Source organism: Bradyrhizobium sp. Bra64 (genome assembly GCF_024519875.1).
Lineage (GTDB): Bacteria > Pseudomonadota > Alphaproteobacteria > Rhizobiales > Xanthobacteraceae > Bradyrhizobium > Bradyrhizobium japonicum_G.
Window position 1 is genome coordinate 940,798 of record NZ_JALJRD010000002.1, and the last position, 21,573, is coordinate 962,370.

Annotated in this window: 19 protein-coding genes and 1 tRNA gene; 14 read left to right on the forward strand and 6 right to left on the reverse strand. The window is 65.4% G+C overall.

What is annotated here, in order from left to right:
• Nucleotides 1–27 precede the first annotated feature (27 nt).
• The 3 genes from NR187_RS11850 to NR187_RS11860 all read right to left on the reverse strand — a co-directional run bounded on the left by NR187_RS11850 (nucleotide 28) and on the right by NR187_RS11860 (nucleotide 3,121).
• The gene (locus tag NR187_RS11850) at nucleotides 28–807 is read right to left on the reverse strand and encodes a sulfite exporter TauE/SafE family protein (protein WP_211382528.1); all 780 of its coding nucleotides are present in this window, start codon (nucleotides 805–807) and stop codon (nucleotides 28–30) included.
• Nucleotides 808–1,124: 317 nt separating this feature from the next.
• Complete coding sequence (locus tag NR187_RS11855; RefSeq protein WP_211382527.1) at nucleotides 1,125–2,462, reverse strand: ATP-binding protein; 1,338 nt, start codon at nucleotides 2,460–2,462, stop codon at nucleotides 1,125–1,127.
• Entirely contained in the window at nucleotides 2,459–3,121 is a 663-nt protein-coding gene (locus tag NR187_RS11860) for a response regulator (protein ID WP_211382526.1), read from the reverse strand. The genes NR187_RS11855 and NR187_RS11860 overlap by 4 nt, the downstream gene beginning before the upstream one ends.
• A 104-nt stretch (nucleotides 3,122–3,225) precedes the next feature.
• On the opposite strand from NR187_RS11860, the gene dsbD reads away from it, so the two are divergent.
• Complete coding sequence (gene dsbD, locus NR187_RS11865; RefSeq protein ID WP_211382525.1) at nucleotides 3,226–5,052, forward strand: protein-disulfide reductase DsbD; 1,827 nt, start codon at nucleotides 3,226–3,228, stop codon at nucleotides 5,050–5,052.
• Nucleotides 5,053–5,092: 40 nt separating this feature from the next.
• The gene (locus NR187_RS11870; RefSeq protein ID WP_211383513.1) at nucleotides 5,093–5,728 is read left to right on the forward strand and encodes a DsbA family protein; all 636 of its coding nucleotides are present in this window, start codon (nucleotides 5,093–5,095) and stop codon (nucleotides 5,726–5,728) included.
• A 114-nt stretch (nucleotides 5,729–5,842) separates the two neighbouring features.
• Here NR187_RS11870 and NR187_RS11875 read toward each other — a convergent pair.
• Together NR187_RS11875 and NR187_RS11880 are read right to left on the reverse strand one after the other, a co-directional pair.
• Nucleotides 5,843–5,917, reverse strand: a tRNA-Gln gene (locus NR187_RS11875).
• Between the two features lie 289 nt (nucleotides 5,918–6,206).
• Nucleotides 6,207–6,434, reverse strand: a complete 228-nt coding sequence (locus tag NR187_RS11880; protein WP_211382524.1) for a hypothetical protein — start codon at nucleotides 6,432–6,434, stop codon at nucleotides 6,207–6,209.
• Nucleotides 6,435–6,779: 345 nt separating this feature from the next.
• On the opposite strand from NR187_RS11880, the gene NR187_RS11885 reads away from it, so the two are divergent.
• From NR187_RS11885 to NR187_RS11935, 11 genes are all read left to right on the forward strand, one after another.
• Nucleotides 6,780–8,558, forward strand: a complete 1,779-nt coding sequence (locus tag NR187_RS11885; protein WP_211382523.1) for an acyl-CoA dehydrogenase — start codon at nucleotides 6,780–6,782, stop codon at nucleotides 8,556–8,558.
• A gap of 171 nt (nucleotides 8,559–8,729) precedes the next feature.
• Nucleotides 8,730–9,488: an enoyl-CoA hydratase-related protein gene (locus NR187_RS11890; RefSeq protein ID WP_211382522.1), complete on the forward strand. Its 759-nt coding sequence runs from the start codon at nucleotides 8,730–8,732 to the stop codon at nucleotides 9,486–9,488.
• A 97-nt stretch (nucleotides 9,489–9,585) separates the two neighbouring features.
• Nucleotides 9,586–11,244 carry a bifunctional UDP-sugar hydrolase/5'-nucleotidase gene (locus NR187_RS11895; protein WP_211382521.1) on the forward strand — a complete coding sequence of 553 codons (1,659 nt, stop codon included), beginning with the start codon at nucleotides 9,586–9,588 and terminating at the stop codon, nucleotides 11,242–11,244.
• Nucleotides 11,245–11,377: 133 nt separating this feature from the next.
• A complete protein-coding gene (locus NR187_RS11900; RefSeq protein ID WP_211382520.1) occupies nucleotides 11,378–12,307 on the forward strand; it encodes a histone deacetylase family protein in 930 nt (309 codons plus the stop codon).
• Between the two features lie 74 nt (nucleotides 12,308–12,381).
• Nucleotides 12,382–12,633 carry an exodeoxyribonuclease VII small subunit gene (locus tag NR187_RS11905; RefSeq protein ID WP_008132970.1) on the forward strand — a complete coding sequence of 84 codons (252 nt, stop codon included), beginning with the start codon at nucleotides 12,382–12,384 and terminating at the stop codon, nucleotides 12,631–12,633.
• A gap of 589 nt (nucleotides 12,634–13,222) precedes the next feature.
• Complete coding sequence (gene dxs, locus NR187_RS11910; protein WP_211382519.1) at nucleotides 13,223–15,151, forward strand: 1-deoxy-D-xylulose-5-phosphate synthase; 1,929 nt, start codon at nucleotides 13,223–13,225, stop codon at nucleotides 15,149–15,151.
• A 195-nt stretch (nucleotides 15,152–15,346) separates the two neighbouring features.
• Nucleotides 15,347–16,081, forward strand: a complete 735-nt coding sequence (locus NR187_RS11915; protein ID WP_211382518.1) for a TlyA family RNA methyltransferase — start codon at nucleotides 15,347–15,349, stop codon at nucleotides 16,079–16,081.
• A complete protein-coding gene (locus NR187_RS11920) occupies nucleotides 16,074–17,321 on the forward strand; it encodes a methyltransferase (protein WP_211382517.1) in 1,248 nt (415 codons plus the stop codon). The genes NR187_RS11915 and NR187_RS11920 overlap by 8 nt, the downstream gene beginning before the upstream one ends.
• An 88-nt stretch (nucleotides 17,322–17,409) precedes the next feature.
• Nucleotides 17,410–18,489, forward strand: a complete 1,080-nt coding sequence (locus NR187_RS11925; RefSeq protein ID WP_211382516.1) for a Tat pathway signal protein — start codon at nucleotides 17,410–17,412, stop codon at nucleotides 18,487–18,489.
• Nucleotides 18,489–18,890, forward strand: a complete 402-nt coding sequence (locus NR187_RS11930) for a hypothetical protein (protein ID WP_211382515.1) — start codon at nucleotides 18,489–18,491, stop codon at nucleotides 18,888–18,890. Before NR187_RS11925 ends, NR187_RS11930 begins: the two co-directional genes overlap by 1 nt.
• A gap of 3 nt (nucleotides 18,891–18,893) precedes the next feature.
• Nucleotides 18,894–19,637: a DUF6064 family protein gene (locus tag NR187_RS11935; protein ID WP_211382514.1), complete on the forward strand. Its 744-nt coding sequence runs from the start codon at nucleotides 18,894–18,896 to the stop codon at nucleotides 19,635–19,637.
• On the opposite strand, the gene NR187_RS11940 is transcribed toward NR187_RS11935, so the two are convergent.
• Entirely contained in the window at nucleotides 19,634–20,233 is a 600-nt protein-coding gene (locus NR187_RS11940) for a hypothetical protein (RefSeq protein ID WP_211382513.1), read from the reverse strand. The two genes, NR187_RS11935 and NR187_RS11940, sit on opposite strands and share 4 nt — an antisense overlap.
• 257 nt (nucleotides 20,234–20,490) lie before the next feature.
• Between NR187_RS11940 and NR187_RS11945 the strand changes: the two genes are divergently transcribed.
• Nucleotides 20,491–21,549 (forward strand): class I SAM-dependent methyltransferase, encoded by a 1,059-nt coding sequence (locus NR187_RS11945; RefSeq protein WP_211382512.1) that lies wholly within the window; start codon nucleotides 20,491–20,493, stop codon nucleotides 21,547–21,549.
• Nucleotides 21,550–21,573: the final 24 nt, after the last annotated feature.

A 21,573-nucleotide genomic window follows, 5' to 3' on the forward strand; every position in this document is an offset into this window, starting at 1 on the left:
GCTGCTGTCCCGCTTGGCTTCGCGTCGTCACAACAAACCCAGGCTGCGGATTAGCACGTAGATTGCCACCGCGAATATCATTGCAGCGAACACGGTGTTCAACGCCCCCTTGCGGTCGGCAAGCGAATTGGCCGAACGGGCGCCGAGGAGCCCGCCGAGAACGCCGCCGGCGATGAACAACGTGGCCAGAGACCAATCCACAAAGCCCGACACGGCATAGTTTGCCGCCGTTGTCAGCCCGAATGCCGTCACCGCAAGGAGAGACGATCCGACAGCATAGAGGATCGGCATGCCAGTGGCCGCGATCAGCGCCGGGACGATCAGGAATCCGCCGCCGATGCCGAAGAATCCGGACAAAGCTCCCGTGAGGAGCCCCGAAGCGAGGAGCTTCGGCAGATTTTCCCGGTTGAGCCGCACCGACGGCTCGCCTGCGCCGGAGCGCCCCTTCAACATGAGGGCGCCTACGACGAGCATGACGACGGCGAACAGTGCGAGCAGCTTCTGACCATCGAGGATCTTGCCGAGCGTCGAACCGAGAAGGGCACCGGCGATGCCCGCGAGCGCGAACACAGAGGCGCAGCGCCATTTCACGTTGCCGGCGCGGACGTGGTTCGCAAGGCTAGCGGCAGCGTTCGCCGCGACGGCGATCGCACTGGTCCCGATCGCGACATGCGGGTCCGATACCCCGACCAGATAGATCAGGAGCGGCACGGCCAGAATCGAGCCGCCCCCTCCGACCAGCCCCAGCGAAAAGCCGACCAGCGAGCCAGAGGCGACGCCGAGTGCGCCTTGCGTCAGCGAAAGCATCGTGAAAACTCCTCAATTCGCAACGTCATGCGACTTGCACCGGCAGATGCTGCGGTCCCAGGCGCCCGCATGAGGATGCGAGCCATACCGCAAAAACCCTGTGACGCCGGCCATAACGAACCCGGCACGACGAAGGCCGGCCGGGGAAGAACCAGAGGAACACAGGAAGTCCGACCAGCGTATCCACGAAGGCGAGACTTCTTGCGCCGATCGGCGCCTGGTGTTGAAGCTCGAGCAGTCAATGCTGGCCAGTCGCGACCGGCAGAAGCTGAAGGGGGACGCCCGGACCTGCGTGTAGGCAAGAGGCCTGTCGCGCGTCATGCCGCGGCACCGGTCGTTGCTCGAACGCCGAACGTCAGCTCCGATCTGGTGCCGCTGCGACCCTCGCGGTTCGATATGGTGAGTTCCGCTCCCACCTTCGCAAGCGCGAGCTTGACAATCGCAAGGCCCAGCCCGCTTCCGACCGGACTCCGCAGTCTTCCGCGAAAAAAGCGCTTGCCGATTTGATCGAGTTCGTCGGCTGGAATCCCCGGCCCCTCGTCCTCGATCGCGATGGCGTTCCTTCCGGCGGTCCAGACGACACACCCCTCGCGGGTGTGCTGTATGGCGTTTTCATGCAGGTTCCGAAGCGCGAGTTGGAGGCATTCTGCGTTGGTGTTGAGCACCATCGCCCGGACGCTGGCATCGATCGTCACGGTCGTGCGATCGTTCCTTGGAGTAGCAGCGACGATTTCCTCCAAAATCGGTCCGACCGCGACGGGCGCCAGCGGCGCATCGACGGTGTCGGAGTCCAGCCTTGCGATCGTCAGCAGTTGGCGCACCAGGCGTGCGCTCCTGTCGACGGCGGTTACGATCTGCTCGAGTGCACCGCGCACGACCTGTGGATCCTCGGCGGCCAGAGCCACCTGCGCCTGCGTCTTCAGGCCCGCCAGCGGCGTGCGCAGTTCGTGAGCGGCGAAAGCAGTTACCTCTCGTTCGTGCCGGCGGGCGGCCTCCACCCTGCTGAGAAGGCCGTTGAGCGCGACCGCCAGCGGCCTGACTTCGGCTGGAGCCCGGTCGGTTGCCACGTGCCGCATGTCGTCCGGCTCCCGCGCGCAGAGATCCTGGGCCATTCGCCGCAGCGGGCGCAGGCCCTGCCCGACGCTCGCCCAGATCGCCGCACCAAGTAGCGGCGCGATCAGCAGCGCGGGCAGCATCAGCCCCTTGATAAGATCGGTCACCAATCGCTCCCGCAGCCCGACGCGGTCCCCGACCATCACGCGCAGATTGTGATCGGCGTCTTCGACGGAGAACACGCGCCAGGGTTCGCCGTCGATGATCCGGTCGGAGAAGCCGGATGCGGCGGGCGAGAGCTGCTGGTCGGGCGCGCCGCTCGACTTCGCGACCATGCGACCGTCGAGAGACCAGATCTGGCACGACAATTGGCGCTCGTAGCTGCCGAGCGGCTGCACGGCGGCAGGCGCTGAGCTTCCGGGAAGGCCGTCGAATCCGGACGCGAGCGAGGCCACCATGCGCGCGGCCTCCTGCAGGCGCGTGTCGAGAACGTGCTCCAGCTCACCGCGGCTGCCGACGTAGATCCAGATCACCGCGGCCAACCAGATGATACCCGTCGCCGAGACGAGCATTGCGAACAGCCTCAGCTTCAGCGATCTCATTGGGTCCGTCCCATCCGATATCCGACGCCGCGCAGCGTCTGGATCGCGTCCTTTCCGATCTTGTTTCGCAGATTGTGGATATGGACCTCGACCGCGTTGCTTTCGACGTCCTCCTGCCATCCGTAGAGGCGCTCCTCCAGTTCGGCACGCGAACGGACCTGCTCCGGACGCTCCATCAGCGCTGCCAGGATCGCGAACTCGCGGCGCGATAGGTTGATGGGCTCGCCGGCGACAGTCGCCGAAAGATCAGCTGGCGAAAGCACGATCGCACCGTGGGTCATGGCTGGAGCGGCACGTCCCCCTTCCCGGCGGACGATGGCGCGCAGGCGCGCTGCCAGTTCATCGAGATCGAACGGTTTGGCCAGGTAGTCGTCGGCTCCGGAATCCAGTCCCGAGACCTTGTCGCCGACGCTGTCGCGCGCCGTCAGGAGAAGGACGGGCGTCGCGTCCCGGCGTCCCCGGAGCTTGCGGAGCAGTTCCAGGCCGCTTCCATCCGGCAGCATGATGTCGAGCACGACCGCCGAGTAGCGCGACGTCGCGAGCGCGGCGTCGGCGTCCTCGCACGTCTCGACCGCGTCGACGGTCGCGCCTGTCAACGACAAGCCCGCCCGCAGACCGTCGGACAGGATCGGATCGTCTTCGACGACAAGTATGCGCATCAGTACCTCCGAGGGTTCCTCTCGGTCGCCCGCCTTAAGGCTGGCTTAAGGTAGCCTATCCAAGACGCGGCATCCGCTCACAAAACGCAAGGCCGCCACCGAACATGCCAGGCTTTAAGCGACTTTCGATCGTATTGCTTGTTCTGCTGTCCTCGTTCGCGACGGCGCAGGCGGTAACGCCGCCGTCTGCAGACCAGGCGTTCCAATTGAAGGTTTCGCGCGACGACGCGGGGTTGTCGCTCGTCTGGACGATCGGGCCGGGCAGCTACCTCTACCGCGCAATGATCGCCGCCAAGAACGTGGTCCCCCCCGGGACGCCCGTCACGGTCCAAACGCCCCAGGGAGAACTCAAGGATGATCCGGATTTCGGACCGCAGGAAATCTACCGGAACTCCGCAAAGGCCAAGATCGCGTCGACCGATCTGCGAGGGCTGCACGAAATCGTAGTTGCCTATCAGGGCTGTGCGGAACAGTACCAAATCTGCTACCCGCCGGTCGCCAAGACGATCGATCTGCAGACGCTGGCGATCAAGGACCGCGACGACGCGCGCGCTGCCCGGTCTGGACTCTCATCACCGTTCGCGGACGCTCCAGACGCAGCCGGCGGACCCAGCGACGGCGGTTCGACGAAAGCCGCGCCCACGTCTGCCGATGGCATTTCCTACTGGGTGACGCTTGGAGGCATGCTGGCGTCATTCTTCGGCTTCGGCGCTCTGTTGTCGTTCTCACCATGCACTTTCCCGCTGGTGCCGATCTTCTTCGGCCTGATGGCCCGCTCGCAGGAGCGCCTTTCGTTTGGTCGCGGTCTTGCGCTCGCGGCAACGTTCGTCGGCACGTCGGCGTCGGCCTACTCCATGCTGGGCGCATTCGCGGCCTGGTCCGGATCCGGAGAGAACCTGCAGATCCTGTTGCAGACACCCGTCGCGCTGGGCGTGATGAGCGCGGTCCTCGTCATCCTCTCTCTCTCGATGTTTGGACTCTTCGAAATCCAGCTCCCGGCTGCCTTTGTCGACCGGATATCAGGCGCGGCGTCCGGAGGCAGTCGCGGACCGTTGGCCGCCGCCGCCGTTCTCGGATTCGGATCGGCGCTGATCGCCGGCCCCTGCGTGACGCCTCCACTTGCCACCGCCCTGCTCTATGTCGCGCGCACCGGCGACGTCCTGCGCGGCATGGCCGCCCTCTTCCTGTTCGGCATCGGCATGGGCGTGCCGCTCCTGGTCTTCGGAGCGCTAGGGCCCAGATTCCTGCCCAAGCCAGGCCCTTGGCTCGTCCGCGTCAGGCATGCCTTCGGGATCATCCTCCTCGCCGTCGCGATCTCCATCTTCTCCCGGGTTCTATCGGAGCAGACCACGCTGCGGCTCTGGGGCGCCCTTGCGACGGGTGTCTCGGTCTATTTCGGAACGCAGTTCCTGATGGCGAACAGTCGATGGCGCTTCGTGTCGATGGGCATGGCGAGCTTCGCGCTCCTGGTCGGCTCTGTCCTGATGATCGGCTCGGCGGGCGACGACGATCTCAACGCGACCCGCATCCTCGACCAATTCGTGACGCGCGAACCCGGACCTGAAGCCCCCGTCCAAACGATCCGATCGGTCGCCGCGCTGGAGCACGAACTCGCTGCGGCGCGTACCGACGGGAAGCCAGTCATGCTCGACTTCTCCGCCGACTGGTGCGTCGAATGCAGGGTCATGGACGCCGTCCTGCGCAAACCTGAAGTACGAGAGCGGCTGCAGGATTTCAGGATGGTACGGGCCGACGTGACCGCCGTCGATGACGCGAGCCGCGCCTTGATGAAGCGCTTCGAAATCGTCGGGCCGCCGACGATCCTGCTGTTCGGCTCGCACGGAAGCGCCAATCCCTCGATCAAAATCGTTGGCGCGGTCGATGCCGACGCCCTGCTCGGAAAACTGTCGACCGTCGCTTCGGCCGACTGACCCCACCTCACGGAAAAGGAGTGCAAACATGCTTCAGCACATTTCTCGACGCACGCTCGCCCAGATGATCGGGGTCGCAGGCGTCCGCTACCTCGTCGGTCCCGCGCGCGCCGACGACGGCCCCACCGAAGCGGACGTATCGCGCGAAGCCATCCTCTACGATCCCGCGACACCGACCGCGGGAAACCCGAAGGGCGATCTGACGATCGTAGTCTTCTTCGATTATAATTGCCCCTTCTGCAAACAGGCGGAGCCCGAGCTCGAGCGGTTGGTGAAGTCCGATGGCAAGATCCGCCTCGTCTACAAGGACTGGCCCATCCTCACGCCGGACTCGATCAAGGGCGCACAGTGGGCTCTGGCCGCCAAGTATCAGAATCGCTACGACGACGCGCATTTCGCGATGATGGGAATGCCGGGGCCGAAGATTCCCGCCGAGCGGATGCGGGAAGCGATCGCGAAGTCCGGCGTCGACATGGATCGTCTCGATGCCGATCTCCAGGCCCACGGGGACGACATCACCAAGCTCCTGCGACGCAACCTCGCCCAGGCGGATTCGCTCGGTTTGATGGGCACGCCTGCCTACATCGTCGGTCAGTACCGTGTGACCCAGGCCCTGAACTACGAGGGCTTCAAGCGAGTTGCCGCCGATGCCCGCGCACGGGCGACAATAAAGTGAGAGCGCTGTACATGCCCAGCGCGGAGCTTGAGCGGAATATATGTGTCGCAGAGCTGTGCAGCAGCTCCCCAGCCAGGCCGGTTTCGTGAGTGATTGCGGGCTGGGCGGGCGAGCTGGCTGGGGCGGGAGGGATCGAACCTCCGAATGGCGGAATCAAAATCCGCTGCCTTACCGCTTGGCTACGCCCCATCAGGCGACCGGAGATGGCGGAAGAATTGGCGCCCGCGGATTCTCTCCGGTCGCTGCCGGTCTATAGGGAGAGAAGCGGTATTTCAACCGGTTGAAGGGCAAAATACCACCGCCGTCGGCGCGTGCGCGACTTGAGCCATCCAAAAAATGTGGGCGGAGTCCGCCTCAATAATGGCGGACGAAATGGCATTTCCAAAGGGATTAGGAACTCGGATAGCTTCAGGCGCAAATGAAAGAGGCCGCCAACCGGGCGGCCTCCAATTTAGCGGGGAAGTCTGGAAGGATGATATCAGAGGGGCGGCTGGCCCGGTCCCGAGCCGGGACCGAACGGGCCGCGCAGGTTGCCCGGGCCCTGGAATGCGCCAAAGATCGCGCCGCCGACCCACTCAACGGCGTCCTTGATCGCGCCGCCGATGGCGCGGAAGGCGTCGCCCAGCCAGTTACCGCCGACAATCGTTTCGAGATCCGAATCCGTCAGCTCGATGATTTCCGAACTCTTATGCTCTATGTTCTGCATCGTCTGCTCCTGTTGAGATCGGGCGGACCATTCCGCCCCCTGATGAGGAGAACCATTCCCCTCGGCACCTGTGACCGCAGGAGTACGCCAGGCGGTTCTCTCTGGCTGTGACGAGCATCACGCAGATCGAATTGGGCCCCCAGAATCAAACTCAGAGCCCCCGGGGGGCAAATACGGGCGGCAATCGCCGGCTTTAAATCGCGCCACACTCTATTATTGGGCCCTTGCAACGCTCCGTTCCGGACCGCCGCTGTCCCGGCCTCCCGCCCATTGAGACCTCTGCCGTTTCATGGGAATACGGCGCCAAGATCTGTCCCGCCAAGACCTGTCCACGGGGAGTGAGCCATGACCTACCGCGCGCCGATCTCTGACATGCTGCTGTCGCTCAACCATGGCGCCGGCCTGAAGGCCGCCCTGGAAGCCGGCCATTACGGCGAATTCGACGCCGACATCGTGAGCGCCGTGCTGGAGGAAGCCGGCAAGTTCGCTTCGGACGTGCTGGCGCCGCTCAACCGTGTCGGCGACGAGCACGGCATCAAGCTTGACGACGGCAAGGTCACGACCGCGCCGGGCTGGCCGGATGCCTACAAGCGCTGGACCGAGGGCGGCTGGAACGCGGTGTCGGGCCCTGAGGATTTCGGCGGCCAGGGCCTGCCGATCGCGATCAATGCCGCCTGCACCGAGATCTGGAGCGCCGCGAACGTTGCCTTCGGCCTCTGTCCGCTGCTGACGGCCTCGGCGATCGAGGCGCTGGATGCGCATGGCAGCGATGAGTTGAAGAAGATCTATCTCGAAAAGCTCGTCTCCGGCGAATGGACCGGCACGATGCAGCTCACCGAGTCGCAGGCCGGCTCCGACGTCGGCGCACTGCGCACCCGCGCCGAAAAGCAGGCCGACGGCACCTATCGCATCAAGGGGACGAAGATCTTCATCACCTATGGCGAGCACGACATGACCGACAACATCGTGCATTTCGTGCTGGCACGCCTGCCCGACGCGCCCGCCGGGACCAAGGGGATTTCGCTGTTCCTCGTGCCGAAGTTCATGGTCAACACCGACGGCTCGCTGGGGCAGCGCAACGACATTTTCGCAAGCGGCGTCGAGCACAAGCTCGGAATGCATGCCTCGCCGACCTGCACCATGACCATGGGTGACCATGGCGGCGCGATCGGCTTTTTGATCGGCGAAGAGAACCAGGGCATGCGCTGCATGTTCACGATGATGAACCAGGCCCGGCTCGGCGTCGGCCTCGAGGGCGTCGGCGTCGCCGACCGGGCCTTTCAGCAGGCCCTGTCGTATGCACAGGAACGCAAGCAGGGCCGCGCCGTCGGCAAGAAGGGCGACGGGTCGGATGCGATCTTCGTCCATCCCGACGTCAAGCGCATGCTGATGCGGATGCGGGCGCAGACCGCGGCGGCGCGCACCATTTGCTATGCGACGGCGGTTGCGCTCGACGTCTCGACGCGTGCCAAGGATCCGAAGGTCCGCGCCGACGCTGCCGCGCGCGCAGCGCTGCTGACGCCGATGGCCAAGGGCTATTCCACCGATATCGGCAACGAGGTCGCCTATCTCGGCGTGCAGGTGCATGGCGGCATGGGCTTCATCGAAGAGACCGGCGCCGCGCAGCACTACCGCGACGCCCGCATCACCGCGATCTACGAGGGCACCAACGGCATCCAAGCCATCGACCTCGTCACGCGCAAGCTCGCGGCCAATGGCGGCGCTGCGGTGTGGGCGCTGCTCGACGAGCTCTCCGCAACCGTCAAGCAGGTCGAGGCCTCCAACGATCCCGCCTTCGGCACCACGGGTACAAAGCTGCGCGAGGCACTCGATGCGTTGACGCGCACCAGCAAATGGCTGCTGGAGCGCGTTGCGTCCGCGCCCAACGAGGCCCTCGCCGGCGCGACCCCGTATCTGCAGCAGTTCGGCGCCACGCTCGGCGGCTGCATGCTGGCATCCGAAGCGCTCGCCGCGAAAGCCGACGGCAACACGGACGCCGCGCGCTACGTCTCGCTGGCTCGTTTCTTCGCCGAGAACATCACCGTGCAGGCCGGTGCGCTCGAGCGCACCGTGACGGAGAGCGCGGATTCGGTTGCTGCGGCGGATGCGGTGCTGCTGGGGTAAGGCCGGATGACGACCACCGGCAGCACCAGCACCACCATGACGATCGTGGCCGCCAGCAATTCGGCTCGGAAAAGATCCAGCGAGCGCATTGGCACGCCTGCAGGATGATGTAGGCTGACGCCTCGCGAGACTCGCGAGCGTCAAGCGTCGCGGCGACTGCAGGGGTCTTTCATGCCGAATGGCAATATCGTCGTCACCGAAGAGCGGGAAACGCGGGTGATCACCCTGCGCCGCCCGAGCAAGAAGAACGCGATCACGCAGGACATGTACCGGGAGATGAGCCGCGCGATCGACACTGCGCAGAACAATCCCGACATCCGCTGCATGATCATCACCGGCGGCTCCGGCGTGTTCACCGCCGGCGACGACATCGACGATTTCATGCACGCCGACACCTCCCGCCCCGAGACGTTGTCGGACGGCGCCAGATTTCTCTATTCGCTCGCCCTCAACGTCAAGCCGATCATCGCGGCCGTGGACGGCGCGTCGATCGGCATGGGCACCGTGATGCTGTTCCACTGCGACTACGTGCTGGCTTCGAACGCTGCGACCTTCTCGGCGCCCTACATCCGCCTCGGGCTCGTGCCGGTCGGCGCGGCCAGCCTCCTGATGCCGAACACGATGGGCTATCAGCGTGCCTTCGCCATGCTGGTGATGGGGCGGAGTTTCACTGCCGCAGAGGCGCATGCCGCCGGCTTCGTCAACACCGTGGTCTCGCCGGGACATACCGAGGTCGAGGCGCGCAAGGTGGCGCGCGAGATCTGCAAGCTGCCCGCCGAAGCCGTCGCGATCTCGCGCAAATTGCTGCGCGTGCAGCCGGAAGAGCTCACCCGCCGCATCGACCAGGAAGCCCATCTGTTCGGCGAGCGGCTGAAATCGGAAGAAGCCATTGCCGCGTTCAACGCGTTCGCGAACAGAAAGAAGCGGTGAAGCACGCGACTCTCCCCTGGGGGGAGGCGCGCGGCACGCGCGGTGTTTCGGCAAAAGGCTTCGTGAAATCTTCGCGCGGAACGATTAATCTGGTTCCATGCGACATCTCTTCCGCCTGACCGCCTTCACATTGGCACTCGCCGCCCTCCCCGCCTCGGCCCAGACCGCAGCGCCGGTCGAGCTGCGCATCCTCGCGATCAACGATTTCCACGGCAATCTGCGCCCGCCGCCGGGCGGCAGCCGGATCGGCGATCCCGAGGATCGAACCAAGAAAGTGACGGTGACCGCCGGCGGGGCCGAATACATGGCGACGCTGGTGAAGCAGTTGCGCGAGGGGCACAAGAACACGATTTTCGTCGCTGCCGGCGACCTGATCGGCGCCAGCCCGTTTTTGTCGGCGATGTTCCACGACGAGCCTTCGATCGAGTCGCTCTCGATGATGGGGCTCGCGATCACCTCGGTCGGCAATCACGAATTCGACGAAGGCACGGCTGAGCTCCTGCGGATGCAGAATGGTGGCTGCCATCCCGTCGACGGCTGCCAGGGGCCGCATGCCTTCACGGGCGCCAAATTCCACTATCTCGCCGCGTCCACCTTCGAGACGTCGACCGGCAAGAGCGTGCTGCCGCCTTATGAGATCAGGGAATTCGAGGGCATCCCCGTCGCCTTCATCGGACTGACCTTGAAGGAGACGGCGGGCATCGTCTCGCCGGCCGGAATCACTGGCCTCGAATTCCGCGACGAAGCCGAAACGGTGAACGCGCTGGTGCCGCAACTGAAGGCGCGCGGGGTCGAGGCGATCGTGGTGCTGATCCATCAGGGCGGCGAGCCCGCCGGCGACTACAATGAATGCCCGGCGATCACGGGCCCGATCGTCGATATCGTGAAGAAGTTCGATCGCGCCGTCGATGTCGTCGTCAGCGGCCACACTCACCGCGCCTATGTCTGCGACATCGACGGGCGGCTCGTCACCAGCGGCGACAAATACGGCACGCTGGTCACTGCCATCGACCTCAAGCTCGATCCTGTAACCCGCGACGTCGTCGGCGCCAGGGGCGAGAACGTCATCGTCGCCAATGCCTCGCTGGCCAGGGATCCCGAGCAGACCGCATTGATCGATGCCTACGACAAGCTGTCGGCGCCGATCGCCAATCGTCCGGCCGGATCGGTGACGCAGACGCTGTCGCGCATTCCGAACGAGGCCGGCGAAAGCGCGCTCGGCGATATCATCGCGGACGCGCAGCTTGCCGCGACCAGGGACGCCAAGGAGGGCAGCGCCGTCATCGCGCTCACCAATCCCGGCGGTATCCGCACCGACATCGTTCCAAGGGAGAACGGCGCGATATCCTTCGGCGACGTCTTCGCGAGCCAGCCGTTCCGCAACCGCCTCGTCACCATGACTCTGACGGGCAGCCAGCTCAAGGACATGCTCGAGCAGCAATGGCTCGATCCGAAGCGGCCGCGGATCCTCCAGGTGTCGAACGGGTTCAGTTATGCCTGGGACGCGGCGAAGCCCTTCGGCGAGCGCGTGATCGCCGAGAAGATCACGCTCAACGGCAGGACGGTCGAAGCTGGAAGCGGCTACCGTGTCACCCTCAACGATTACCTCGCCGTCGGCGGCGACGGTTTTACCGTCGCCAAGCAGGGCACGGCGCCGCAATATGGCGGCTACGACGCGGACGCGCTGTTCGCGTTCTTCAGGGCGCACGGACCGATCGGGCCACTGCCGCTGAGCCGCATCCTGCGCGTGAATTGATTCGGATCAAATGGACCGGTCCGGGACAACCCTTTGCCATTCCCGATGGAACGCATAGATTGTGTTTTGCATTGCGTTTTGGCGCCGGATGCGCCAAGCGACGTCGAGAGCCCGTAGCTGTGAGGCCGACCTGATGAGCACGCTTCTCCTCTCCCACAAGGCCTGCCTCGACCACGTCACGCCGCCGGGACATCCTGAAAGGCCCGACCGCCTGCGCGCGGTGGAGGAAGCGCTGTCGAATGAGCGCTTCCAGTTCCTGGCGCGCGACCAGGCTCCGGAGGGCGACCTCGATCTGGTCACGCTGTGCCACAACGAGGATTACGTCACCGAGCTGCGCCACATCGCGCCGACCAGCGGCCAGGTCTATATCGACGGCGACACCTCGATGTCGCCGGGCACGTGGGAAGCGGTGATGCGCGGCGTCGGCGGCGCGGTCGCGGCGACCGAAGCAGTGATGAACGGCGAGCATCGCAATGCCTTCGTCGCGGTGCGCCCGCCGGGCCATCACGCCGAGATCGGCAAGCCGATGGGCTTCTGCTTCTTCGACAACGTCGCCATCGCCGCGCGCCATGCGCAGCGCAAATACGGCATCAAGCGTGCGGCCATCGTCGATTTCGACGTGCATCACGGCAACGGCACGCAGGACATCTTCTGGTCCGACCCGACCGTGATGTACTGCTCGACGCACCAGATGCCGCTGTTTCCAGGCACCGGCGCCAAGGGCGAGCGCGGCGACCACGACACCATCGTCAATGCGCCGCTCGCTTCCGAGGACGGCGGCCCCGAATTCCGCTCCGCATTCGAGAATTTGATCCTGCCGCAGCTCGAAAAATTCAGCCCCGAGTTGCTCGTGATCTCGGCAGGCTTCGACGCGCACTACCGCGATCCGCTGGCCTCGCTGAATTTGCGCGCGGAGGACTATGCCTGGGTGACGCGCAAGCTGATGGACCTCGCCGACAAGAGCGCCGGGGGGCGCGTTGTTTCTGTGCTCGAAGGCGGCTACGACCTGCAAGGATTGAAAGAATCTGTTACGGCGCATGTCGGCGCCCTGATGGGCGCCTGACGCCCCCGCCACATTAAGCCCGCAAAACTCTGCTTCTTCTGGATCTGAAGCGAATCGGGCAATCGGAAACCTATATGGCCGAAAACACCCAAGTCGACGTCTCCAGGCTGACCTTCGAGCGCGCGATCGAGGAGCTCGAGACGATCGTGAAGCGGCTCGAAGACGGCAAGGTGCCGCTCGAGGAATCCGTGACGATCTACGAGCGCGGCGAGGCCCTGAAGCGCCGTTGCGAGGAACTGCTGCGCCAGGCCGAGGCGCGCGTCGACAAGATCACCACCGATGCCAGCGGCCAGGCTACCGGAACCGCGCCGCTCGACGTCCAGTAAGGCCCACCGTTCGAAGCCGCCCGCCGCGAGCAACGGCCGCCCGCAATTTTTCATGATCGCACGTTGCCATTTGCGTGTTTGGGCCCGGGTGGCGAAGCACGACGATCGGGGAACTCCCCCACGAGGGCCTTTGCCCCTCTGAATCCCGTCCAAAAGACCTTGCTCTCGGCCAAAATCCTGCCGAGGAACCGGGCAAGGCAGGAACCCTTCCGCTGGTGCCCGGGTTAACCACTCTGGCCCACGGGTTGCACCTGCATACCCGTAATCGGCCCAGCGGGTTGGCTTTGGCCCAAGCTTTGGTGTAAAGCTGCGCGGAGTGTGGCTTTTTGTTAGCCTTGCGTGGGCACTGATTACCGACGACAAGCGCTTCAAACTGCTAATGAAATTGGTTGGGACGGACGAAGCCGATCTAAGTGACAGGGATCACAGAGACTGAACCGGAGCGCACTTAAGCTCACCTAAGCTTGAAGACGGGGCATTGCCCCATGCAGGTGGCTCCGACGGTTTAAGGACTCGCGCTGCGCCGATATTGTGCAAACCCATCGCGCACCGGAACGATCTTTCCGGCGCTGACAAATTGGAAATCGCCGTGAACGCATACAGTAAAACGCCGCTTCTCGACACCATCCGGACGCCGGACGACCTGCGCAAGCTCAAGGTCGAGCAGGTTCGCCAGGTCGCCGACGAGCTGCGGCAGGAGACCATCGATGCCGTCTCGGTGACCGGCGGTCACTTCGGCGCGGGCCTCGGCGTGGTCGAGCTCACCACCGCGATCCATTACGTCTTCGACACGCCGCGCGACCGGCTGATCTGGGACGTCGGCCATCAGGCCTATCCGCACAAGATCCTCACCGGCCGGCGCGACCGCATCCGTACCCTGCGCACCGGCGGCGGCCTGTCCGGCTTCACCAAGCGCAGCGAGAGCGATTACGATCCGTTCGGCGCCGCGCATTCCTCGACCTCGATCTCCGCCGGCCTCGGCATGGCGGTCGCGCGCGACCTCGCAGGCGGCAAGAACAACGTTATCGCAGTCATCGGTGACGGCGCGATGTCGGCGGGCATGGCCTATGAGGCCATGAACAATGCCGGTGCGATGAACTCGCGCCTGATCGTCATCCTCAACGACAACGACATGTCGATCGCGCCGCCGGTCGGCGCCATGAGCGCCTATCTGTCGCGGCTCTATTCCGGCAAGACCTATCGCACGCTGCGCGATGTGGCCAAGCAGATCAACCAGCGCCTGCCCAAGATCCTCGCCAACCGCGCCAACCGCGTCGAGGAATACTCCCGCGGCTTCATGATGGACGGCGGCACGCTGTTCGAGGAGCTCGGCTTCTATTACGTCGGCCCGATCGACGGCCACAACCTCGACCATCTCCTGCCCGTGCTGAAGAACGTTCGCGACATGGAGACCGGCCCGATCCTGGTCCACGTCGTGACCCAGAAGGGCAAGGGCTATGGCCCGGCGGAAGCCTCCGCCGACAAGTACCACGCCGTCGTCAAGTTCGACGTCGCGACCGGCACCCAGGCCAAGTCCAAGCCGAATGCGCCGGCCTACCAGAACGTGTTCGGCCAGAGCCTCGTCAAGGAAGCGGAGAAGGACGACAAGATCGTCGCCATCACCGCGGCGATGCCGTCCGGCACCGGCGTCGACATCTTCAACAAGGCCTTCCCGGACCGCACCTTCGACGTCGGTATCGCCGAACAGCACGCGGTGACGTTTGCCGCCGGTCTCGCGACCGAAGGGTACAAGCCGTTCTGTGCGATCTACTCGACTTTCCTCCAGCGCGGCTACGACCAGATCGTGCATGACGTCGCGATCCAGAACCTGCCCGTGCGCTTCGCCATCGACCGCGCCGGCCTGGTCGGCGCCGACGGCGCGACGCATGCCGGCTCGTTCGACAACGCCTATCTCGGCTGTCTGCCGAACATGGTGATCATGGCCGCGGCCGACGAAGCCGAGCTCGTGCACATGGTGGCGACCCAGGTCGCGATCAACGACCGTCCGAGCTCGCTGCGCTATCCGCGCGGTGAAGGCCGCGGCATCGAGATGCCCGAGGTCGGCATTCCGCTCGAGATCGGCAAGGGCCGCGTGATCCGCCAGGGCAACAAGATCGCCCTGCTCTCCTTCGGCACACGCCTGGCCGAATGCGAGAAGGCGGCCGACGAGCTCGCCGCCCATGGCCTCTCGACGACGATCGCGGATGCGCGCTTCATGAAGCCGCTGGACACCGAGCTGGTGCTCAAGCTCGCCCGTGACCACGAGATCCTGATCACGATCGAGGAAGGCTCGGTCGGCGGTTTCGGCTCGCACGTCGCGCAATTCCTGACCGATCAGGGTGCGCTCGACAGCGGCATGGTGCGCTTCCGCTCCATGGTGCTGCCCGACGTGTTCCAGGACCACGACACGCCGGCCGCGATGTACGGCCGCGCCGGTCTCGACGCCAAGGGCATCGTCGCCAAGGTGTTCGAGGCGCTCGGCAAGGACGTCAAGACCGAGACGGTCAAGCTCGCCTGATCTGATCGTCGATCGGACGCCCCTCGCCTCTCCCTCCGGGAGAGGCGTTGTACTGTGCCGCGGTGCCTGGTCGGCGGATCGCTCTCCCGACAATCCGGCTGGCGGGCGCCAATGTGTTCCGGCCGGGTGCGACCGAGATCGGCCGACGTCCGACACGATCTCGCCGCGTGCGCGACTTGATCCTCCGGAGAACCGATGTCCCCTGCCCGCAAGCGCGCCGATGTTCTGCTGGTCGAGCGCGGCCTGTTCGAGAGCCGGGCGCGGGCGCGCGCGGCGATCGAGGCCGGGCTCGTCACGGCCGATGACAAGCAGGTCGCAAAACCGTCGGAGACCATCGCCGAGGACGCCGTGATCCAGGCCGAGCCTGCGCACCCCTATGTCTCCCGCGGCGGCGTCAAGCTCGCCGGCGCACTGGAGCGCTATCCGATCGAAATCGAGGACCATGTCTGCCTCGACGTCGGCGCCTCCACCGGCGGCTTCACCGAGGTGCTGCTCGCGAACGGCGCGAGCCTGGTATTCGCCATCGATGTCGGCACCAGCCAGTTGCATCCGTCGTTGCGCGACCATCCCAAGATCGTGTCGATGGAAGAAACCGACATCCGGGCCTATGACGGCAAGCGCCTCCAGGCGCGACCCGACGTCGTCGTCATCGACGTCAGCTTCATCTCGCTCAAGGCGGTGCTGCCCGTGGCACTGTCGCTGGCGGCCGCGCCGATGAGCCTGCTGGCGCTGATCAAGCCGCAATTCGAGGCGGACCGAAAGCACAACAAGAAGGGCATCATTCGCGACGCCGCCGTGCACCAGCAGATCTGCGACGACATCGCCGCCTTTGCAACCTCGCTCGGCTGCACCGATATCGAGGTGTTCCCGTCGCTGATCACCGGCGGCGACGGCAATATCGAATTCTTCCTGGGCGCGCGCCGTGGTTGAGCGTGTCAGGATCGACCACGTCGGCCATCGCGGCGACGGCGTCTCGCTCAGGGCGGGCGATGCGGTCTACGTGCCCTACACGCTCGGCGGCGAGACCGTCGAGGTCGACCACGTCCCGGGCAACCATCCCGACCGCCGCAAGCTGCTCGCGGTAGACGTCGCCAGCCCCGAACGCATCGCACCGTTCTGTCCGCATTTTGGCGTTTGTGGCGGCTGCGCGATCCAGCACTGGGCAACCGAACCGTACCAGGCCTGGAAGCGCGGCATCGTGGTCGAGACGCTGGCCCAGGCCGGCATCGACTGCGAGGTGGCGCCGCTGGTGGACGCCCATGGTACGGGGCGCAGGCGCGTCACGCTGCACGGCCGCTTCGGCTCGCACGACGTGCTCAAGGTCGGTTTCTCGGCGGCGAGTTCGCACGACGTCATCCCGATTCATCGCTGCCCGATCCTCGATCCCGGGCTCGACGGCGTGCTCGATGCCGCCTGGGCGCTCGCCGAGCTGCTGTCGTCCAAAATGTCGGTGACCAAGCCGCTGGACATCCAGGTCACCGCCACCATCAACGGCCTCGACATCGACGTACGCGGCTCCGGTCCGCTGCCGACGCCGCTGGTCACGGCACTGTCGCGCGTCGCCGAGCAGCATCGCCTGGCGCGGCTGACGCGGCATGGCGAGCTGGTGCTGCAACGCCTGCCGCCGACGGTCAGGATGGGCCGGGCGGAGGTGACGCTGCCGCCGGGCTCGTTCCTGCAGGCGACCGTTGCCGGCGAAGAGACGCTTGCCACGCTCGTCGCCGAACGCATCGGCAAGGCCAAGAAGGTGCTGGACCTCTTCTGCGGCGCCGGCCCGTTTGCGCTCCGGCTCGCCGAGAAAGCCCGCGTCACCGCCTATGACAACGACGCCGCCGCCATCGCAGCGCTGGCGAAGGCCGCGCGCACGCCCGGCCTCAAGCCGATCAAATGCGAGCCGCGCGATCTGTTCCGCCGCCCCCTGGTGCCGCCGGAGCTGCGCGACTTCGACGCCGTGGTGTTCGATCCGCCGCGCCAGGGCGCCCAGGCGCAGGCGCTGAAACTCGCCGCGAGCAAGGTTCCTGTGGTGATCGCGGTCTCCTGCAACGTCGCAACCTTCGCCCGCGATGCGCGGCTCTTGATCGATGGCGGCTACAGGATCGACACCGTCGTGCCGGTCGACCAGTTCCGGCACACGCCGCATGTCGAGCTGGTGGCGCGGTTTACGCGCTAGCCGAGGCACTCCGGACCTTGACGTCGGTCAACCCTCCGGGTCTGCGGCGGCGCTAGAAGCGTCGTGCGGAATTGCCGCGGAGCGGATGATGACGATTGACCGGCGACAACTCATGGCGGCCGCGCTCGGGCTTTCCACAGCGGCACTCACCGGCCGGCCCGCGGCAGCGACGACAATGAGCTACAAGGAGGCCGTGCAAGCGTCGCGGGCGCCGCTGCGCGCGACGCCGAGAGATCGCGAGCTCGTACGCTTTGCGACACTCGCCGCCAACAGCCACAACACCCAGCCCTGGATCTTCTCTGCAGGCGGCAATGACATCGTGATTGCGCCCGACTTCGCGCGCCGCTGTCCGGCGGTCGATCCGGACGATCACCACCTTTTCGTCAGCCTCGGCTGCGCCGTGGAGAACCTCGTCCTCGCGGCATCGACGCTGGGCTGGCGCGCAAACCCGATCGTCGACGGCGACCGGATCGTGATCGCACTCGAACAGGCCCCGCCTGCCGCATCGGCGCTCGCGGACGCGATTCCGCTCAGGCAATGCACCCGCGCAACCTTCGACGGCCGCGCGGCCGGGCCCGACGCGTTGCGCCAGCTCGAGAATGCCTGTCGCGAGCCGAATGTCTCGGCGATCCTGCTGACCGAACGCGCCGCGATCGCGAACGTCGCCGACTATGTGCTCGCAGGCAACTCCGCGCAAATGCGCGACGAGGCCTTCATGCGCGAGCTCGTGAGCTGGATGCGCTTCAACGAGACGGATGCGGTCGCAACCATGGACGGGTTGTTCTCGCGGGCCTCGGGAAATCCGTCCCTGCCGGCATGGATCGCGCGCCCGCTGCTGAGGTTCTTCTTCACCGAAAGCGGCGAGAACGGGAAATACCGCGCCGAGCTCGACAGCTCGGCGGGCGTCGTCGTGCTTGCCGCCGATCGCGGCGACCCGCCGCACTGGATTGCGGTCGGCCGTGCCTGTCAGCGGTTCGGCCTGCAGGCGACCGCGCTCGGGCTCAAATATTCCTTCCTCAACCAGCCGGTCGAGGTGGCGGCGCTCAGGCCGCAATTCGCGACCTCGCTCGGCCTCGGCGATCGGCGTCCCGATGTCATCATGCGCTTCGGAGCCGGGCCGGATCTGCCGAAATCGCTCCGGCGCGCCCCGGAGCAGGTGATGCGCTGATGACGTTGCGGATCATGGCGGCTGCCGGCCTTTATTTTCTGATCGTCTTCGGCGCGGGATTTCTGCTGGGGCCAATCCGCGTGTTCTTGCTGGAGCCGCGCATCGGCTCACTCGGAGCCGTGCTATGCGAGACACCGTTCCTGCTGGCCGCCATCCTCGTCGCCGCACGGATGGCGCCGCGTGCGGTGCGGCTCGAGCCCCGGACACGCGCCCTGCTCGGCGTCGGAGCGACCGCGCTTGCCATGCAGCAGATCGCGGACGTCGTCGTCGGTGTGGCGCTTCGCGGAATCGGCCTGCGCGAACAGATCGCTCGCTTCGTGACGGCCGAAGACGCGATCTATGCGTCGCTGCTGCTCCTGTTCGCGATCATGCCGGAGCTGGCGCACCGGAATCCCGGCTAGCCCATGTTGCCGTTCACCGAATACCAATTCCTCGCAATTTTCGCTAGCTACAACCAGGCGATCTGGCCGGCACAGGTGCTGGCCTATCTGCTTGGCGGCACGGCGCTGGTCCTGCTCGTTGCGCCCAACCGCTGGTCGGATCGTGTCATCGCAGCGATCCTTGCCGTCATGTGGGCTTGGACCGGCGTGGCTTATCACCTGGTGTTCTTCGCAACGATCAACAAGGCGGCCATTTTGTTTGGCGCGCTCTTTGTGCTTCAGGCGGCTGCGCTGATCCATGCAGGACTGGTGCAGCACCGTGTCATGTTCCGCTTTCGCTGCCATCTGGCTGGCTGGATCGGACTATTCTTCGTGACCTATTCTGCGCTGCTGTATCCACTGATCGGCCTGATCACAGGACATTCCTGGCCCGAACTGCCCATGTTCGGAGTGACGCCGTGCCCGGTCACGATCTTCACATTCGGCATGCTGCTGCTCACGCGCGGGACCCTTCCTGCCGGCCTGCTTATAATCCCCGTGATCTGGTCGCTGATCGGCGGCAGCGCGGCAATACTTCTGCGCGTGCCGCAGGATTGGCTGCTCCTTGCCAGCGGCGTAATGACAGTGGCTCTGATTTTGATCGATCGCGCGACGGGACGGTCCGCCCAGGCGACACACTTTCCGGGGGCATGCTCCAGACGCCATCCGACCGCCGCGCGACATAACCGCCCCTTGAGGAACTGGTGGCGCGGTTCAGCCGATAGCTAGCGGCGAAGTCCGCCCAACGCCGGCGACTCGCCGGGCAGCATCGACGAGTTGATGTCGCTGTCCATGCGTCCCGACTGCTGCTGGGCGAACCCGGCCCCGAACGACAGGCTGAGGTTGGAGGTCGGCTTGAATTCGACACCGGCAAACCCGCCATAGCCCGGTGCGGTGCCGGAGGTGAGCGGCGCAAGCGAACTGCCAATCCCGTTGCCGTATTTCAGCGTGTCGAAACCGGCAAAGAAGGTGACGGGCATGCCGCCCGCGGTCTTGGTGTTGTAACCGAACTGCGTGCTGTCATAGGAGAGCGCGCTGAAATTGCCGGCGGGCGCGCTCTGGCTGAGGCCGCTCAAACCAAGGGTGCCGCGCTGGCTTCCGACAAAGAAGCCCGGGCGAAAATCGTAGCCGCCAGCCTCGCCGGCATTGAAGCTTGGAAAGTTGCCATAGCCGTCGGCGCTCTGGACAACACTGCCGCCAAAGCCGAATGGTCCGCCCGGGATCCAATATTGCAGAGGCGCCACTTGTGCTCGTACCGGAGCTGCGCTGAGGCAAAGCACCGCCAAGAGAGCGACAAGAGTGCAGGAACGTGCAAGGCCGGGCATTCGGGTAACCGTCTGGAAAGCCCGCAAATTATACGCGCCGGATCGCGCAAATGCCAGCGATGCGACGCCGCCGATCGCGCCATGGGGTTCCAGGATTCACCTCTTCCTGACGCATTGAACCTCCCTCGTTCCGGATTGACCCATTTACAGGACGCGCAAGCCCAGACCGTCGCTTTGACCGCGACGGCTTGAAGACGTCCTGCAACGCGCAGTTGCGCAAGACCTTTGAAAATGCCCGACATTGCACGGAGGCTGTCATGGAGGTCAATTCCGACAGGTTGAATGCCTTTATGGGCAAGATGATCACCGAGGTCGGGGCGGCGATGAACGCATCGCTGCTCCTGCTGGGCGACAAGCTCGGCCTCTACCGCGCCCTCGCCGGCAAGGGACCTATGAATTCCGCCGAGCTGGCGAGCGCCACCGGAACGAACGAACGCTACGTCCGCGAATGGCTGGCGAGCCAGGCGGCTTCCGGTTACGTGGAGTACGACTCCGCTTCCGGCAAGTTCTCGATGCTCCCGGAGCAGGCGATGGCGCTTGCCGACGAGAACAGCCCGGTGTTTCTCGGCGCGGTCGGCAATGTCATTGCCGCGGCGTTTCTCGACGAGCCGAAGATTACGGACGCATTCAAGAGCGGCAAGGGCGTCGGCTGGAATCGCCGCAGCGAGTGCCTGTTCTGCGGCACCGCCCGCTTCTTCCGCACCGGCTACATGCATAACCTGGTACAGGCCTGGCTGCCCGCGCTCGACGGCGTCGTGGACAAGCTGAAGCGCGGCGCCAAGGTCGCCGACGTCGGCTGCGGGCACGGCGTCTCGACTCGGCTGATGGCGGAAGCCTTCCCGAACTCCCGCTTCTACGGCTTCGACTATCACGAGGGCTCGATCGAGGCCGCGCGAAAGGCGGCCACTGAAGCAAAGCTGGGCGACCGGGTCAGCTTCGCTGTTCACTCGGCCAAGACCTATCCGGCCGAAGGCTACGATCTCGTCTGCTTCTTCGATTGCCTGCACGACATGGGCGATCCGGTCGGCGCCATCAGCCACGTGCGCGAAGCCATGGCCAAGGACGGCACCTGCATGCTGGTCGAGCCGTTCGCGGGCGACCGCCTCGAAGACAATCTCAGTCCGGTCGGCCGCGTCTACTATGCGGCGTCGACCATGATCTGCACGCCGGCCTCGCTCGACCAGGAGGTCGGCCTCGCGCTGGGCGCACAAGCCGGCGAAGCAAGGCTGCGCAAGGTCGCGCGCGAGGGCGGCCTGACGCGTTTCCGCCGCGCCGCCGAAACGCCTTTCAACCTGATCCTGGAGGCACGGATCTGATCTTCCTCATGCCGGCGCGAGCCT

Bases quoted from the DNA above. Each gene is read 5' to 3' on its own strand.
- NR187_RS11850 (WP_211382528.1), bottom strand. From the start codon at position 807: ATGCTTTCGCTGACGCAAGGCGCACTCGGCGTCGCCTCTGGCTCGCTG.
- NR187_RS11855 (WP_211382527.1), bottom strand. From the start codon at position 2,462: ATGAGATCGCTGAAGCTGAGGCTGTTCGCAATGCTCGTCTCGGCGACG.
- NR187_RS11860 (WP_211382526.1), bottom strand. From the start codon at position 3,121: ATGCGCATACTTGTCGTCGAAGACGATCCGATCCTGTCCGACGGTCTG.
- dsbD (WP_211382525.1), top strand. From the start codon at position 3,226: ATGCCAGGCTTTAAGCGACTTTCGATCGTATTGCTTGTTCTGCTGTCC.
- NR187_RS11880 (WP_211382524.1), bottom strand. From the start codon at position 6,434: ATGCAGAACATAGAGCATAAGAGTTCGGAAATCATCGAGCTGACGGAT.
- NR187_RS11885 (WP_211382523.1), top strand. From the start codon at position 6,780: ATGACCTACCGCGCGCCGATCTCTGACATGCTGCTGTCGCTCAACCAT.
- NR187_RS11890 (WP_211382522.1), top strand. From the start codon at position 8,730: ATGCCGAATGGCAATATCGTCGTCACCGAAGAGCGGGAAACGCGGGTG.
- NR187_RS11895 (WP_211382521.1), top strand. From the start codon at position 9,586: ATGCGACATCTCTTCCGCCTGACCGCCTTCACATTGGCACTCGCCGCC.
- NR187_RS11900 (WP_211382520.1), top strand. From the start codon at position 11,378: ATGAGCACGCTTCTCCTCTCCCACAAGGCCTGCCTCGACCACGTCACG.
- NR187_RS11905 (WP_008132970.1), top strand. From the start codon at position 12,382: ATGGCCGAAAACACCCAAGTCGACGTCTCCAGGCTGACCTTCGAGCGC.
- NR187_RS11915 (WP_211382518.1), top strand. From the start codon at position 15,347: ATGTCCCCTGCCCGCAAGCGCGCCGATGTTCTGCTGGTCGAGCGCGGC.
- NR187_RS11925 (WP_211382516.1), top strand. From the start codon at position 17,410: ATGACGATTGACCGGCGACAACTCATGGCGGCCGCGCTCGGGCTTTCC.
- NR187_RS11930 (WP_211382515.1), top strand. From the start codon at position 18,489: ATGACGTTGCGGATCATGGCGGCTGCCGGCCTTTATTTTCTGATCGTC.
- NR187_RS11935 (WP_211382514.1), top strand. From the start codon at position 18,894: ATGTTGCCGTTCACCGAATACCAATTCCTCGCAATTTTCGCTAGCTAC.
- NR187_RS11940 (WP_211382513.1), bottom strand. From the start codon at position 20,233: ATGCCCGGCCTTGCACGTTCCTGCACTCTTGTCGCTCTCTTGGCGGTG.
- NR187_RS11945 (WP_211382512.1), top strand. From the start codon at position 20,491: ATGGAGGTCAATTCCGACAGGTTGAATGCCTTTATGGGCAAGATGATC.